This window comes from Morganella sp. Je.2.23 (assembly GCF_051129855.1).
GTDB lineage: Bacteria > Pseudomonadota > Gammaproteobacteria > Enterobacterales > Enterobacteriaceae > Morganella > Morganella sibonii.
Window position 1 is genome coordinate 1471286 of sequence record NZ_JBCPSQ010000001.1, and the last position, 15097, is coordinate 1486382.

Annotated in this window: 14 protein-coding genes; 3 read left to right on the top strand and 11 right to left on the bottom strand. The window is 51.3% G+C overall.

The genetic code is table 11. The features are described from left to right. Positions 1-32 precede the first annotated feature (32 nt). The 5 genes from AAZR23_RS07130 to AAZR23_RS07150 all read right to left on the bottom strand — a co-directional run bounded on the left by AAZR23_RS07130 (position 33) and on the right by AAZR23_RS07150 (position 5465). Entirely contained in the window at positions 33-320 is a 288-nt protein-coding gene (locus tag AAZR23_RS07130; protein ID WP_218454183.1) for a colicin immunity domain-containing protein, read from the bottom strand. Further along, a complete protein-coding gene (locus tag AAZR23_RS07135) occupies positions 310-2052 on the bottom strand; it encodes a colicin D domain-containing protein (RefSeq protein ID WP_434691516.1) in 1743 nt (580 codons plus the stop codon). The genes AAZR23_RS07130 and AAZR23_RS07135 overlap by 11 nt, the downstream gene beginning before the upstream one ends. After that, the gene (locus AAZR23_RS07140; protein ID WP_218454185.1) at positions 2049-2855 is read right to left on the bottom strand and encodes a DUF4123 domain-containing protein; all 807 of its coding nucleotides are present in this window, start codon (positions 2853-2855) and stop codon (positions 2049-2051) included. Before AAZR23_RS07140 ends, AAZR23_RS07135 begins: the two co-directional genes overlap by 4 nt. Then, positions 2842-4845, bottom strand: coding sequence for a type VI secretion system Vgr family protein (locus tag AAZR23_RS07145; protein WP_434691519.1), 2004 nt, complete (start codon positions 4843-4845; stop codon positions 2842-2844). The genes AAZR23_RS07140 and AAZR23_RS07145 overlap by 14 nt, the downstream gene beginning before the upstream one ends. A gap of 101 nt (positions 4846-4946) precedes the next feature. Continuing rightward, a complete protein-coding gene (locus tag AAZR23_RS07150; protein WP_046895402.1) occupies positions 4947-5465 on the bottom strand; it encodes an Hcp family type VI secretion system effector in 519 nt (172 codons plus the stop codon). 797 nt (positions 5466-6262) lie between these two features. Here AAZR23_RS07150 and AAZR23_RS07155 point away from each other — a divergent pair. Continuing rightward, complete coding sequence (locus AAZR23_RS07155) at positions 6263-6460, top strand: YpfN family protein (protein ID WP_046893236.1); 198 nt, start codon at positions 6263-6265, stop codon at positions 6458-6460. On the opposite strand, the gene AAZR23_RS07160 is transcribed toward AAZR23_RS07155, so the two are convergent. The 5 genes from AAZR23_RS07160 to AAZR23_RS07180 all read right to left on the bottom strand — a co-directional run bounded on the left by AAZR23_RS07160 (position 6447) and on the right by AAZR23_RS07180 (position 11719). After that, the gene (locus tag AAZR23_RS07160) at positions 6447-8453 is read right to left on the bottom strand and encodes a tRNA(Met) cytidine acetyltransferase TmcA (RefSeq protein ID WP_434691523.1); all 2007 of its coding nucleotides are present in this window, start codon (positions 8451-8453) and stop codon (positions 6447-6449) included. The two genes, AAZR23_RS07155 and AAZR23_RS07160, sit on opposite strands and share 14 nt — an antisense overlap. 9 nt (positions 8454-8462) lie before the next feature. Beyond that, on the bottom strand, positions 8463-8915 hold the full coding sequence (locus AAZR23_RS07165; protein WP_046893238.1) for a DUF441 domain-containing protein: 453 nt from the start codon (positions 8913-8915) through the stop codon (positions 8463-8465). A gap of 103 nt (positions 8916-9018) precedes the next feature. After that, positions 9019-9906, bottom strand: coding sequence for a KPN_02809 family neutral zinc metallopeptidase (gene ypfJ / locus AAZR23_RS07170; RefSeq protein ID WP_230061159.1), 888 nt, complete (start codon positions 9904-9906; stop codon positions 9019-9021). A gap of 163 nt (positions 9907-10069) precedes the next feature. Then, entirely contained in the window at positions 10070-10783 is a 714-nt protein-coding gene (gene purC, locus AAZR23_RS07175; protein WP_052927072.1) for a phosphoribosylaminoimidazolesuccinocarboxamide synthase, read from the bottom strand. 165 nt (positions 10784-10948) lie between these two features. Then, positions 10949-11719, bottom strand: a complete 771-nt coding sequence (locus AAZR23_RS07180) for a DeoR/GlpR family DNA-binding transcription regulator (protein ID WP_434691528.1) — start codon at positions 11717-11719, stop codon at positions 10949-10951. A gap of 86 nt (positions 11720-11805) precedes the next feature. On the opposite strand from AAZR23_RS07180, the gene AAZR23_RS07185 reads away from it, so the two are divergent. Then, entirely contained in the window at positions 11806-12603 is a 798-nt protein-coding gene (locus AAZR23_RS07185; RefSeq protein WP_434691530.1) for an inositol monophosphatase family protein, read from the top strand. A 51-nt stretch (positions 12604-12654) separates the two neighbouring features. After that, the gene (locus tag AAZR23_RS07190; protein ID WP_046893244.1) at positions 12655-13809 is read left to right on the top strand and encodes an MFS transporter; all 1155 of its coding nucleotides are present in this window, start codon (positions 12655-12657) and stop codon (positions 13807-13809) included. A gap of 30 nt (positions 13810-13839) precedes the next feature. Here the strand turns inward: AAZR23_RS07190 and AAZR23_RS07195 are convergent, their stop codons facing one another. Beyond that, a complete protein-coding gene (locus AAZR23_RS07195) occupies positions 13840-14862 on the bottom strand; it encodes a glycosyltransferase (protein ID WP_166708055.1) in 1023 nt (340 codons plus the stop codon). Between the last annotated feature and the right edge of the window lie 235 nt (positions 14863-15097).

The window sequence follows — 15097 nt, forward strand, 5'->3', positions numbered from 1 at the left end:
ATATTTACCAACAAAACACATTAAGAATTCAGTTAGCCTTTTAGCAAACAACATTCTTTATTTATTTTTATTATTTCGTTGAGTAATTGATCATCATCAAAGTCATTTTCATCTCTCAGATCAGGGTTTGAGCAATAAATGTCCAGCGCTGTAAAAACCCGATCGAAGTATTCTTGAGTACTTTCACTGACCCTGGATTGTCCACCAAAGTCCCTATAATTTCTCCATTCATTTATATACTCATTTTCGAAATCAGAGGCAGTAACAGAGCCATGAATGAAGTCATTTATTAATTTTAATAACTTATCGTCAGAATACATTTCCTTTCTCCAACAAGTCCACAATTTGTTTTTCTGATAATTTCCATCCTGATATAAAATTTCCATCCATATCAGTCATAACATCAAGGTTTGTTTTTGGGTTAAAATAGTGATAAACATCTTGATCCCATCTGTATTTTCCTTTTATATTCATCGTTTCAGGTAAATCAATATGATTTTTTATTGCGACCTCAAATTCAGCTAAACCTTGTTTATTCGCATTTTCATCAATCCCAAAATCGACAGCATGCTTAAATTTCTTTTGTAGCTGTTTTGCATCAAGTGCGATCTTATCACTTTGTGCTTCACTCAAATACACATAAATCGCCGGAATATCCGGAATAGGGGTTATGAGGATGTAATCATTAAAATCCTGTTCCCCCGGTGCAGGAGTGGTCAGAATGACCGGGCCGTTATCATCATGCGCCTGAAACCCGCCGGAGCTGTCCGGTCGTTCCGGAATATAGGGGTTGTGATTGCCGGTATTCGTCGGCACATCGACCGGCTCAATATCACCGCCAGTATGCCAGCCTCTGCCTCCGAAGTCATCCGGATGGGTTGAGGAGGCCAGCTCAACAAATTTATTGTCTGTACCCACACCGAGATACAGAATATGCCCATCATCCAGTGTGAATTTATAAATCGTCGCCAGTGATTGCGGGGTCGGCAGACCGTCTGAAGAACGGTATGCCTGACTGCTGTTCCGGATTTCGTTTGCCTCAAATTCCGGGGCTTTTTCCCCCATACGCACCCGCACCTGGTCGTTATTACCTTCTGTTGCGAAAGACATTACATCCGGACGACCGGTTTCTGTATTTTCCTGATATCTGATCCGGACGCGGGTCGTCGCCGTGCCCCCGGCGCGGGCTTTTTCTGCCAGGTCCTCATAAGTCAGCGAGTCGCCTTCATAGTAATTGGCCATCAGAACGCCGACCGGCAGTGCATTGTTCACCAATGTCAGCATAAAATTACGCTGTGATTTTTCACTCCGGGCTGCACTGCCGGGTGAAAATAAGTCGTCATCATTCCGGCGGGTGTTTTGTGTTGTCTGGTTATAAACAGCGCCCCCGACTATCGCACTGATTATCATCTCCGCAAGGTACACCAGCGGGAATCCGGCCTGAACGGGTTCGGTTTGTTCTGCTTTCCTGGCGTGACTGTGCCGGCCGAAGTTATCCAGCATTTCCGGTGCGGTCCCTGCATCCGTATTTCCTGCTCCCCGCAGAACGGATTTGGCAAACACTTTTTCAGTGATACGCCGGATGCTAACCACCCGTTGCTGATTATACGGCCAGACAAAAGTATATCCGTCATGACAGGCTGAATATTCATGCAACCGGGCTATTTGTGCCCGGGACATGTCATAAACACGTTCGGGTAATGCCGTATTGAACATCCCTGCATTATTGTGCTCACTGAAAATATATCCCTGTGTCCGGCACCAATTTTTCAGTGAATCGTCCGGGTAGTGTACTGACTGCAACGGCATACTGGTTGTCAGTTTATCTGCCAGATCCTGCGCATCAATTGTCACCATCACCGGACGTGCGGATAATCCATCAACCCGGAACAATCCCTGTCCATCAGTCACGCCGGAAAGCGATTTATCCGTTCCCCGCTCTTTTAGTGTGAAAGACATGTTATCCAGCGGATGCCCGGCATCATCAACCAACTGAATTTCCAGCCAGTAGCGGTAATTTTCACAGTTAATACAGTCTCTGATATCACTCATGCGATTCCTCCGTCTGCTGCCGGTATCCATTCCCGGTATTGTGCGTGCCGGATAAAATCATCATATGTCAGGTAATTAATATCGGTCAGCAGAGCTAACTGCTGTTTCAGCCATACCGCCAGATGCTGCATCAGCATCCCTTCCGGTGTATCCAGTATCAATGCGGTTTCCGGTTTATTTTCCCACAATTCGCAGGCGATATTATCCGCATAAAATATCAGCGCCTGCGGTGAATTTTGCCACGCTCTGACAAGATGAGACTTCAGTTCAAACGGAAGGTGCTGTATTTCCGGTACAGGCAAATCAGAATCTGTAACCGGTGAATGAAATTCATTCAGTTCCGGTGTACTTATTAACAACCGTTTTACCGGTGTCATCAGTATCCGCCAGTCGTCCTTATTCATTTCCGGTATCAAAACAGAGGCTATCCGGCTGTCCGCAAGACGGAGAATAACCTGATGCTCTTTCAGGGTAACAATTTGCCGCCTGCACCAGTGATCAAGGTTATCCTGTAAGGACTGGCCGCTGCGGTATGCCCAGCCCCATGAAAGATCGCTGAAAACACCAGTATCGGTTAATCTTCCGAGTGCCTGATATGATGATGGTTTCAGCAGAATCAGCCAGGGCCCCTGCTCTGCAATATGTGCCAGCGGCGTATTGTCATAGATACGAAATGCATCCTCAATCCAGTCATTTGCATACAGTATTTCAACCGGGTTCGGTTTTGCCTGTACATTCACCATCAGATATACCCGCATCGGATCAGTTTCAGTCAGCCATTGTGTCCAGTTACGTTTTTCCATTTCCGCCTCCGGATTTGATAACCCAGCTTCCTTCAGTCTGCGCGGCCACCGCACAGTATTTTTTTACCGGATACGGTTCCGGGGCCGGAGGAACGCCCTCCGGCGGCATCAGTCTGACCGGCACACCGTTGCCGGGAGCGCTGTCGCCGACGTTCAGATTACCGGAGGTGAAAATCGCTCCCGGCGTGATGCGGATAAAACTGTCGCCGACTTTGAGGGTGATTTCTGTTCCCGCTTCTATAATGATTTTTCCGTCGCTGAGATGATGCGTCTGCTGTCCGCTTTCAGTCACCAGATTTTTATCCGCACGGATGTGCTGTTCCCCTTTGATATGCAGCGAGACATCCCCGGTAGTCTGGTGTTTTTGCGAGCCGTTGATAATGACATGCTCATCACCGGTCAGTTCGGTGTGACTGTTGTTATCAATCCGCCGCTTTAAATCATGCTGTATATGCCAGGTGGCATCATTCTCAACATGCGCATTCATATCTTTCTGCGCGTGGATATACACTTCTTCCTGCCCGGCCTCATCCTCAAAACGCAGTTCATTAAATCCGTCACCTTTATGGGTCTGTGTGCGGAATGTGGTCCGGGTTTTCTCTTCCGGCAGGTTCAGCGGCGGATTATTGCGTCCGTTATAGGTGCAGCCGGTAATAATGGGTTTATCAATATCACCGTTAAGGTATGAAACGATCACTTCCTGTCCGATACGCGGTACCGACATAAACCCGTAACCGTTACCGTTCCAGCCGTGTGCCACCCGCAGCCAGCAGGAGGCACTATGATCGGGTCTGCCGTATCGATCCCAGTGAAAATACACTTTCACCGCGCCTTGTTCATTGGTGTAAATTTCTTCCCCGGGCGGGCCGACCACTGTTGCCAGCTCGTCGCCGTCTGCTGTCGGTTTATAGCGGAACAGCGGACGCCATTCCTGAGTACCGGGGATAAACTGCACGGTATTACTGAATGTGGTTCCTTCACCGCCGCTGTTATCTGCCAGCGGCTGTACACCACGATGACTGACGCTGCTCACCTGCCAGGCCGTATTCATGTCGGCGGAGGGGTGATTTTTCAGGGAGAAAACCTTGCCGGGTCTCAGGGCAAAACAGTTGGTACCTGCCGTCCCGGTCTGACGGTGATTCTGAGACTGTTCATAGCGCAGTTGGGTGAATGGTTTGCCCGGCGCATCCTGCTGAAAACGCCCGTAACTTTCAAAGGTGCTGTGCTGCTGATGCACTTCGCCGGTCACCTGGTGCTGCAGCGGGTAGGACGGACTCAGCGGGTTGTAATCTTTGTGGATCTGAATGTCACCGCACAACTGTTCAGCATAACGCCAGGAGAACGCGGTACTGTCCGTAATATCGGTATCGGCCTGCGGGTTGTAGGTCAGATGAATACCGGCGGTCATGCCGAGGTGGTTATCGCTGTAAAACAGTTTCGGGCCGTCCTCAAACCAGAAATTAATTCCTTCCTCGAAGGCCAGACGGCACCAGAATTCATATGCAGATTCCCGCTTCTGAGTAATGTATTCCCGCTGCTGATGAAGCTCATCCTGATAAAATTTCAGGTCGTTTTTGACATGCGCTTCTTTCAGCAGAATGGCCAGAATCTCCGGAACTGATTGTTGCCGGAAAATGCGGCTGTCCTGATTCAGCGTCATGGTCCACATTTCCGGGCGGATAATGAAGTGATACCAGGTCTTATTACCGTCAGTATTACCCTGTTCAGCGGAGGCCAGCAATCCCTGCACAGTACGGATGCGGGTGCCGTTACGGGTCACTGTCAGCGAGGCCGCCATACCGAGACATTCTTTAAAACGGACTGACGGCAGCAGGCTGACGACGGAAACCGACAAAGTAAATAACGAGGATATTTCCTCATTAAGTGTAAATTCAGTGACCTGAAAGGTATTTTCCGGCAGTCGCCCGATTTTACAGGTAAAGACCAGTCCGGAACGCCCCGGCAGCAGATCAGAAATGGAAGGTATCACAACGCCTCCGTACAGTAACTGTCACGGACAGCGATGGCTTTTGTGTCCGCAGAGAAAAGAAAAGCAGCCCGGTCGATCTGATACCGGCCGGGCTGTATTCATTACGCTTCGATTGGCGCACGCCAGTCGTCAGCACCGGAGGTGCCTGCGACGGTGTGTTCCCAGTCGATTTTGCGGTAAGAGAGTGACACTTCGATCAGTTGGGTGTAATCCGTTTTTTGCGGATCCTGGCAGTGCGGCATTTTGCAGTCGATGTTGACGATGGTCGCATCTTCCAGTGAGGTGGTGAAGAAATGCTCCTGCTTGCCTTCAACCGAGGTGCGGTACCATTTCAGCTGCACTTTCGGCAGCATTTCACCCGCGGCCAGGGCGTTGTACAGCAGCGGAACGGCTTTGTTCAGTGCGACGGTGAATTTAAACGGGCGGTGCGCACGCTGGCCGGACGGCTGACCGGATTGCGGGTCGGTCGGCACGGTAACGATATGATCAAACTGCTGCACCAGCATCTCATCTTCATGACCCTGTACGTAGATATTGCCGACGGATTCAGCGGTAAACGCACCGGCAGTGATATTGCCCTGGGTTTTGCCTTCGATAGAGATATAGCATGGGGTTGGCATGATAAAATTCCTTATTTATTAACAGGTAACAAGTCGTTACCGGACGAGTGACTTCGTCATCAGCCAGTGCGCATGGTGATAATGCTTAAATCATAAGTTTCACTTACCGGTCTGTAAAGGCCGCAGGAGGAGCTGTATCTCACAGGATCAGTCACTTAAGTTAAAATCGTTGCAAAAACAGGATATCTGACCCGCAGGGGCACGAATGGTCGGTTGATGCAGTGAAATATATCAGATCACAAAAAACACAAATACTCATATTTTTTAACAGGCAAACTCAACCAACTGAAAATAAAAAAGAAAATTGGAATTTACCTTGTGATCACAAAAATAAATATGTAACCAAATACAAATTAACGGTAACTCATTGAACAGCAATAATAAAAATCACAGTACTGACAAAAAAGAAAAGTCCGCTGTATTTTTGTTCTGAAAAATAAAGCATAAAGGCGTTAAAGTGAAATATTCTGCTGATTTATTTGCAGTTTTTATAAAAATAAAGATAACTATTTTATTTTTATATATTAAAACGTCAGCAATATCTGCTCCGGAAACATTCTTAATCAGCTCATTTACGCTTCGGCCGGAAATATCGTTCAATCCGGAGCCGCTGCGGTTAGTTGTGAAGCACAATGAACGTAAACGGATATCAGGAGGAATTAAGAAATATTATTCAGTGTATGGTGAGTATGATAACCTTATATCACCGGGAGAGATAACCTGCCTGGTTTTCACAAAATCAGACGTCTGACAGCCGGGCTGTATACTGACGATATGGATAAAAAAGGTAACAACAAATGCATTGGTTAGCAGACTACTGGTGGGTCATCCTGGTGTTGTTCGTCGGCGTGATCCTGAACGCGATTAAAGATCTCAAACGCGTGGATCATACAAAATATCTGCAAAACCGGCGGGAGCTGCCGCCTCACCGCGATAATAATGCGCAGTGGGATGATGAGGATGACTGGCCGGATAACAAACCTAAAAAGCCCTGATTTCCGCCGCTGTCTGCTGCGCCCATTGCGGGCGCAGTTTCTGTAATACTGTCGCTGTTTCCTGCCGCAACGCATCAAGTAACGCCTTTTTCCCGCTGATATTCCGCGCTTTCAGCATTTCCGGTTTACCGGACAGCAACTGTGACAATTCCGCTGTCTGTGCCGGGTATTCCCTTTGCAGAAGTACGAGTGCAGGCTCTGCCACCGCCTGTGGTTTGGCGGCATACGCAAACCCGGCCAGCATCCGCCATTCCTGTTCATTGAGTGATTCTGCCTGTACCGGCAGCACCGGCGAAAATCCCCATATCTGAGAATAAACGGCGCAGTCACGGGCAAACTGATGTTCTGCGGCATCTGCCAGTGCCTGTCCGGCCGGAGTCAGCGGCAATAACAGCATGGCGGTGTAACATCCGCTGACCGCTTCCGGGTGTGTGCCGGTACGGGCAAAACGAAAGCCGCAGGATGTCCAGAATGCAGCCAGTTCCGGCGTATAGCCGAAGCTGACTGACAGATAGTCCATACCACTGTTTTTTGCCGCCTCAGCCGCCCGCTGTAATAACTGACGTCCCAGCGCATTGCGCCGGTAGCCTGCATGTACCGCAATCCGGCTGATACGCCGCGAACGCAGTTGTGCCGCCTGCGGAAAATAACTGTGTGCGGCGAGCGATTGTGCCAGCAGGTTTCCGCGCGGTCGCCGGGTACCTGCCCAGACAGATTGTGTCAGTTCCGCAGATAATCCGCCCTCGTCTGTCAGCCAGAGCGCTGCTGTCACCTGCTGCCGGTTGCGGAATAACGCGAAATGCTGTCCGGGAGCATCCGCCAGCCGCCGCAGATCCAGCGGGGATGTCCGGTAATGTGCTGCCGTCAGCAGGCCGTAAAACCCGGAGAGTAAATTCGGGTCATCACATAACGCCTGCTGTGTTACGGACAGATATTCACACTCACCCGCCGGTGTGATTTTTTCCGCCGGTTCCGTCAGCAGCAGCGCCTCATCCAGCCAGGCTTCCGCCGGATCATACTCCGCCCAGCGTACCGGCTGTGTCAGCGTCAGTGCAGTAAACTGCGGCAGTGAGTGACAAAATTTCAGCAGAAATCCGCGCCCGGTGCCTTCATAACCCTGAACGGTGGTCAGCAGCAGTATGCGGGGAAATACAGTGGCAAACCGGGTGAGCAGCGGCAGCGGGATCATCGCAGCCTCGTCGATCACCAGCCAGCCGTAAGCGCTGGTATCTGCTGTTTCCGTCAGTATCAGTAAATTATCGGGGGAGATAAATTCCGTTTGCTGTGAATGATCGAGATAACGTTGTATGACAGTGACCGAGACTTTCGCCGGGGCACACAACAGATGACGGCCCGGCATGTCTGCCAGAAATAACCCGGCCACCGCGGATTTTCCGCGCCCTCTTGCCGCCGTCAGGCAGAAAATACCACTTTCCGCTCTGCGGAGTTGATCCAGTATCTGCTGCTGTGCCGGTGTCGGGGTACCGTCCGGCGGCAACCACGCTGGTTGCGGTGGTAACAGCGGCATGTCAAACGGCCGGTTTTCATACCGGCAGAGATGAGCAGGATGGATGAGTGTACGGGCGAAGTGGCGCATAAAGTGTGGTGCGGGGATCATCTGTCCGCCGTCATTCCAGCGCAGACTGTCGTCATCCGGCTGGGTCTGCCACTGCGATTCCGGCGGCAGCAGCAGGATCAGCCAGCTGCCGGCCTGTAATGTGCCTGTCAGCATGGCCAGTGCTTCACTGTGAAGTCCGCGCCGGGCATCGAACACACCGTGGAGGAACTCCTGTCCCGGCAGCAGACGAGCTTTTCCCGCCGGAATGCTGTCCGGCAATTCAGCGGAAATCACCGGCCAGTCACCGGGAGCCGCTTCTCTGATCTCCCGCAGGCAGGATTCACACCAGTGGTCACTGCCGCTCAATACCCACAGACGGCGGATACCCTGTGTGCGGAGCTGTTCTGTACAGGCATGAAACAGTGCGGGCAGCATGAAAAAGCGCTACATCTTACCGATAAGCAGTGACAATATCCCCGCCGCAATCAGCGGCCCGACCGGCACACCTCTGAACAGCGCAACACCGATAATCGTCCCCACCAGTAACCCGGCGACCGTAGACGGCTGATTACTCATCAGGGTTACCCCGCGGCTGCCGAGCCAGGACACCAGAATACCTATCACTATCGCCAGGATAGATTTCCAGTTCAGAAAAGAGCTTAAGACATCATTCGCGCTGATCTTACCGCTGGCAATCGGTGCCATCACACCCACTGTCAGAATGAGTATCCCCAGCTTGAGGCCGTATTTTTCCACAAACGGAAAATACCCGTTAAGCGGCGTGATGCGTACCGCAAGCAGAAAGAGGAGAGCCAGGGTTACCGTCATGTTGTTACTGATAAGCCCGAGCCCGGCTAAGACCAGGAGGATAATCAGGGTCGGGTCAATATTACTCATATCAGATCCTGCGTGTCGGGGAGAATGAAAGGCGCCAATAGTATGCCGTTACACTATGATAATCAAACTCTGCCGGTTTTGCAGGGAAAACCGGCAGAACCATTTATTTCAGTGCGGAAAAGGTATCACATTGCGCGATATTGCCGCTGTCAAAACCACGTTTAAACCACTCATAACGCTGCGCGGATGTCCCGTGCGTAAAGCTGTCCGGAATAACCCGTCCCTGACTCTGTTTCTGCAGACGATCATCACCGATAGCCTGTGCCGCATTCAGGGCATTTTCCAGATCACCGTTTTCAAGTATCCCGGCTTTTTCCATCTCATGGCCCCAGATCCCGGCAAAACAGTCGGCCTGTAGTTCCATTTTCACTGACAGGCGGTTTGCTTCTTTCTGACTGCTGCGCTGCTGGCGCTCACGCACCTGGCGGTCAATTCCCAGCAGGTGCTGCACATGGTGTCCCACTTCATGCGCCACCACATAGCCCTGCGCGAAATCTCCGCCCGCGCCTAATTTGGTGCGCATATCATCATAGAAAGAGAGGTCGATATAGACTTTCTGATCAGCCGGACAATAAAACGGCCCCATTACCGCCTGCCCCGCACCACAGCCTGTCGGTGTGGCACCGCGGTACAGCACCAGTTTCGGCTCGCGGTACTGCCGGTTCATCTGTGAAAATTTTTGTCCCCAGACAGCTTCAGTTTCCGCCAGCATCACGCCGGTAAATTCCGCCTGTTTCTGCTCCTGCGCACTGTTCTGTGCCGGACGCTGCTGTGAGGTGGTCTGCCCGGTACTGATCTGGTCACCGGTCACCAGGCCGGTCAGGTCAATGCCGTAAAAACCGGCCACCACCACGATGACGACCACAACCAGCCCTGCCTTGCCGCGCGGCAACGGAATACGCGGCCCGCCGGCGGAGCCGCCCGGAATTCTGCCACCGGCACTGCGGCGGTCTTCAATATTGTCGCTCTGGCGACGCCCTTGCCAACGCATGATGATTCTCAGCTTATATCGGATAATAGTCGGATAACTACATAGTACAGAGAAAATGAAGTGAGGAAAAATGCTTCTTTCTTTCAGGGGAGTAATAAAGAGGCTTAGAGCCGGTGATACGCTGGTCTGGTTATCACCGGCAATGTATTCATTGAGTCAATGACTAATCCAGTTTCACACCCAGACGGCGTGCCACTTCTTCATAGGCTTCAATCAGGCCGCCCAGGCTCTGACGAAAACGGTCTTTATCCATTTTATCCAGGGTTTCTTTGTCCCACAGACGGCTGCCGTCCGGTGAAAACTCATCCCCGAGCACGACCTGACCTTTATACAGGCCGAATTCCAGTTTGAAATCCACCAGGATAAGCCCTGCTTCATCAAACAGGCGGGATAAGACATCATTGGCGATGTAGCTCAGGCGCTTCATTTCCGCGAGGTTTTCCTGACTGACCCAGCCGAAGGTTTCACAGTAGGATTCATTGATCATCGGGTCATGTTTGGCGTCATTTTTCAGGAATAAATCGAAGATTGGCGGATTCAGCACGATCCCCTCTTCCACCCCGAGGCGTTTTACCAGCGAACCGGCGGCACGGTTGCGGATCACACACTCCACCGGCACCATGTCCAGCTTTTTCACCAGCACTTCGGTATCCGATAACAGACGCTCCATCTGCGTCGGGATACCCGCCGCTTCCAGTTTGCTCATGATAAAGTGGTTGAACTTATTATTAACCATGCCCTTGCGATCAAACTGCTCGATGCGCTCACCATCCAGTGCCGATGTATCATTACGAAATTCCAGAATCAGCAGATCGGGATTATCCGTGGTGTAGACCGTTTTGGCTTTCCCACGATACAGTTCAGCATGTTTTTGCATCTTGCACTCTCCAGACAGGATTAATAATAGGCGTATCGCCTGACGCAGATTATTCTCCCTCAGAATGACACAATAAGCAATCGTTTGCGTAAGAGAAAATACAACTTTCCTCATCCCGGTGACCGATAACACAGGGATAATTCAAATCATTATTATTACGCCCGTTTACACCATGATGAGGGATAAGCCCCGTGCGGCCAGCAGGTCACGGGCAGATTGCGGAACGTCCCGGGTGAGTACCACATGATCCAGTTCTTCACATGCCGCGACCCGATAGGATGCCACACGACCGAGTTTATCACCGGTCAGACCGGCCACAACCCGGCTGCTCTGCTTTATCAGTGCCCGTTTAAAGGCAGCCTCTTCAAACCCGGTAACTGTCAGGCCGCTGTCTGCATCCAGTGCGCATCCGCCGGGAAAGCAGAGATCGATATTCAGATAAGACAACTGCTCCAGTGCCTGTGCCCCGATGCAGGTTCCGGATGCACGGTGCAGTTTTCCGCCCAGCACAATCAGCTCAAAATCCGGGTAATCACTCAGCACGGCAGCAATGGCCGGACTGTGCGTTATCACCGTCAGGGACAAATTCGCCGGCATATGCTGCGCCAGCAGCAGGTTCTGACTGCCGCCATCCAGAAAAACGGTCGTGTGATTACGGATCAATCCCGCACAACCGAGCGAAATTTTTTCTTTTTCTGCGTTGTTCTGCCCGATCCTCTGCTGAAAATCCGCCACATCACCAAGCACACTGACCGCTCCGCCGTAAACCCGTTTGCAGAGTCCTTCATTTGCCAGAACCTGCAAATCACGGCGGATAGTGTGCTCTGATACGCCAAGCTTCTCAACCAGCGTACTGCACTGTACCCGGCCTTCACTCTGTAATAACGTCCGGATCAGGGCTTGCCGTTGCTCCGGAAAAGCTGCATAATCGAGCATTAATTTCTCCTTTATATTGCATAAAGCATCATAAACGGGCAATCATCCCGGGTCAATCAAAACCCTGTCACTGCTGAGGTCATTCTGTGAACACACATCATCCTGATATCGCATTTTTTCATCAGTTAGCCAACCGCGCGGCACAAGAAACGTTACCGCGATTTTTACCCGGGCATACACTGTCCGTCGATACCAAAGTTAAAGAAGGCGTCAGTTTTGATCCGGTAACGGATGCGGACAGACAGGCTGAAATCGCACTGCGGGAAATGATCACCGCTGTTTATCCGCAGCACAGTATTCTGGGGGAGGAGTTCGGTCTGAGCGGCGAAGGCGATTATCAGTGGATTCTCGACCCGGTGGACGGCACCCGCCCGTTTATGCTCGGTTTACCGGTCTGGGGAACCCTGATCGGATTAACCTGCTGCGGCAAGCCTGTGATGGGAATGATGAGCCAGCCCTATACCGGTGAGCGTTTCTGGGCGGATGGCGATCGCAGCTGGCACAGCAGTCCGCACGGAACATTTGTGATGAATACCCGCAAAAATATCACTCTGGCCAATGCCATTCTGCATACCAATTCACCGGAGCCGATATCCCGCTTCCCGGAAATCCGGCTGGCGGACCTGATGAACAACGTCTTAATGACCCGTTTCGGCGGTGAATGTTATGCCATGGCGATGGTGGCGGCCGGTAAAATTGACCTCTGTTTTGATTATGCCCTGCAGCCATATGATATTGCGGCGTTTATTCCGATCATTGAGCAGGCCGGCGGTTGTGTGACAACCCTTGACGGCGGACCAGCCATACAGGGTGGTGCTGTTCTTGCCAGTGGTTGTCCGCGTCTTCATCAGCAGGTTTTGACTATTCTGAACAAAAATGATTAATCATCATATAATGATTCGGATTATAAATGCGTATTACAAAGGTTGTTAGTAATGAGTGAAGTAACTGCTGTATCTGCTGCTGCCGTACCGGCCGGACGGGAACAGATGGCCACCCGCGCCCTCTTTTTTGTCGCCGGTTTTGCTTCGGCAGCCTGGGCGGCACTGGTGCCGTTTGCCAAACTGAACACCGGGGTAAATGACGGGGTTCTCGGATTATTACTGCTCTGTCTCGGCGGCGGCGCACTGGTGGCCATGCCGCTGACCGGCGTGCTGACCACCCGTTTCGGTTGCCGTAAAGTGATGACTGTTTCCGTTGTGTTGCTCAGTGTTACCCTGCCGCTGCTGGCGGAAATTAACCATACCGGGTTACTGGCTCTGACACTGATCGTTTTCGGTATGGGGATCGGGATCACCGACTGCGCCATGAATATTCAGGCCATTATTGTTGAAAAAGCTGCCCCAAGGCCGATGATGTCGGGCTTTCACGGATTTTACAGTATCGGCGGTATTGCCGGTGCGGGGGCAATGAGTGGTTTTATGCTGGCGGGGATGGGCGCATTGCAGGCAGCCGCTGCCGTGATGGTGATTTGTCTTCTGCTTTTGGCTTTCAGCTATAAAGGCATGCTGGATTACGCCTGGCCGTCGGAAGGCCCGGCATTTGCTGTACCGCGCGGCGCGGTATTACTGATAGGTATTATCTGCTTCGCCACCTTTCTGGCTGAAGGCAGTGTGCTGGACTGGAGTGCAGTTTTCCTGACCGAGTACCGTAATGTACCGGAAAGTATGGGCGGGCTGGGCTTTGCCTGCTTTGCCGTACTGATGTCTCTCGGGCGGCTGACCGGCGATAAAATTGTGGCGGTACTCGGACGACCGCAGGTGGTACTGTGGGGTGCACTGCTGGCCGCCGGTGGCCTGCTGCTGAGTGTGCTGAGCGATAACTGGCTGATGGCACTCACCGGTTACGGGTTAATCGGGCTGGGGTGCGCCAACGTGGTGCCGGTGATGTTTTCCGCTATCGGCCGTCAGACCAGTATGCCTCAGGCTGTTGCGGTTCCGGCGGTAACTACTCTGGGTTATCTCGGTATTCTGGCGGGACCGGCATCTGTCGGACTGATCGCTTACCGCTTCACCCTGCCTGCCGCGCTGCTGGCTGTGGTTGCGCTGTTATTGCTTGTCGCATTACTGTCCCGGAAAGTCCGGATGTAGCGGATGTAGCGGATGTAAAAACACCGGTCATCAGACCGGTGTTGCTTCATTTTCTTCTTTCAGAATCGCTTTCAGGCGCGGATAACGGCGTGCCAGCCGCCAGCGCAGGCGCAAATCTTTAGCGTTATCCCAAATCAGTGACCAGATCCCGCGATCAAACAGTTCACGTACAACGCTCTGTTTCACATCCGGCGATTCTATCTCACTGATGGTATGCAAAATTCCCAGACCTTCTTTGGAAATCTGCCAGTGACAGGCAGGGATCTGTTTTACCACATCCGCATGACGCTGATTGATATCATTCAGCATTTCCAGAATTTTCATGTAATTATGGATTGTCCGCACACGGATTCTGTCATCCGGCGGCGTATGTGACACCGAGGCGGAATGGATCAGATAATCGTAATAACGCTCATCAATATATTCCACCCGCTCTGCCGTCATCAGCAGTTCGGTTGTCCAGGGAATGTCCTGATGATGCAGACCGGGCTCAAAGTAGTAGCCCTGTTCACGCAGAAAATCAGTACGATACAGATTCAGCCAGGTCACATGCAGGAATTTGCGGGAGTTAAGTGCCCGTTTCAGCCAGTCCGGCCCGGAAATAACCCCGGTGGAACGCAAACGATCAGGCGGGAAAATCGGCCGCGGTTCGCGCCCGTCCTCATACACATAGGTGCCGTTACAGGTTGCCACATCCAGCTGACCGGCAAGGGCAATCTCCAGCAAACGACCATACATCTGAGGATGAATCACATCGTCAATATCCGGAAACGTGATGTACTTTCCTTTTGCCGCAGCAAAACCGGTATTTCGTGCCACAGAAACACCCTGATTTTGCTGTTCCAGAATGATGACAGACGGGAATTTATCCTGCCATTCACGCAGCACCGCATCCGTATTATCTTTTGAGCCGTCATTGACGAGAATCAGCTCCCAGCCGGGAAGTGTTTGTTTCAGCAGGCAGTCAAAAAACTGAGGAAGAAATTTTTCCCCGTTATAGACCGCAACAACAATGCTCAGTAAAGGTTGTGAAGAGTCCGAAGGTAAATCCATGTCAGCCCTGTCAATTCCGGATAGCCAGGTATTCTGCGGACAATGCAGCTGAATACCCGGATAAAATACATATAATTTTTAAATATAACCGGTGAGTCAGGTATAAACGTGGCTAATAATGCGATATAGCAGTCAGAAAAAATAAAAAATTATCTTAAAAATTATTATGTTGTGTATCAATTTATTACAAGATAATAACAGCATAAAAAAATACCGGCCATTTATAATGACCGGT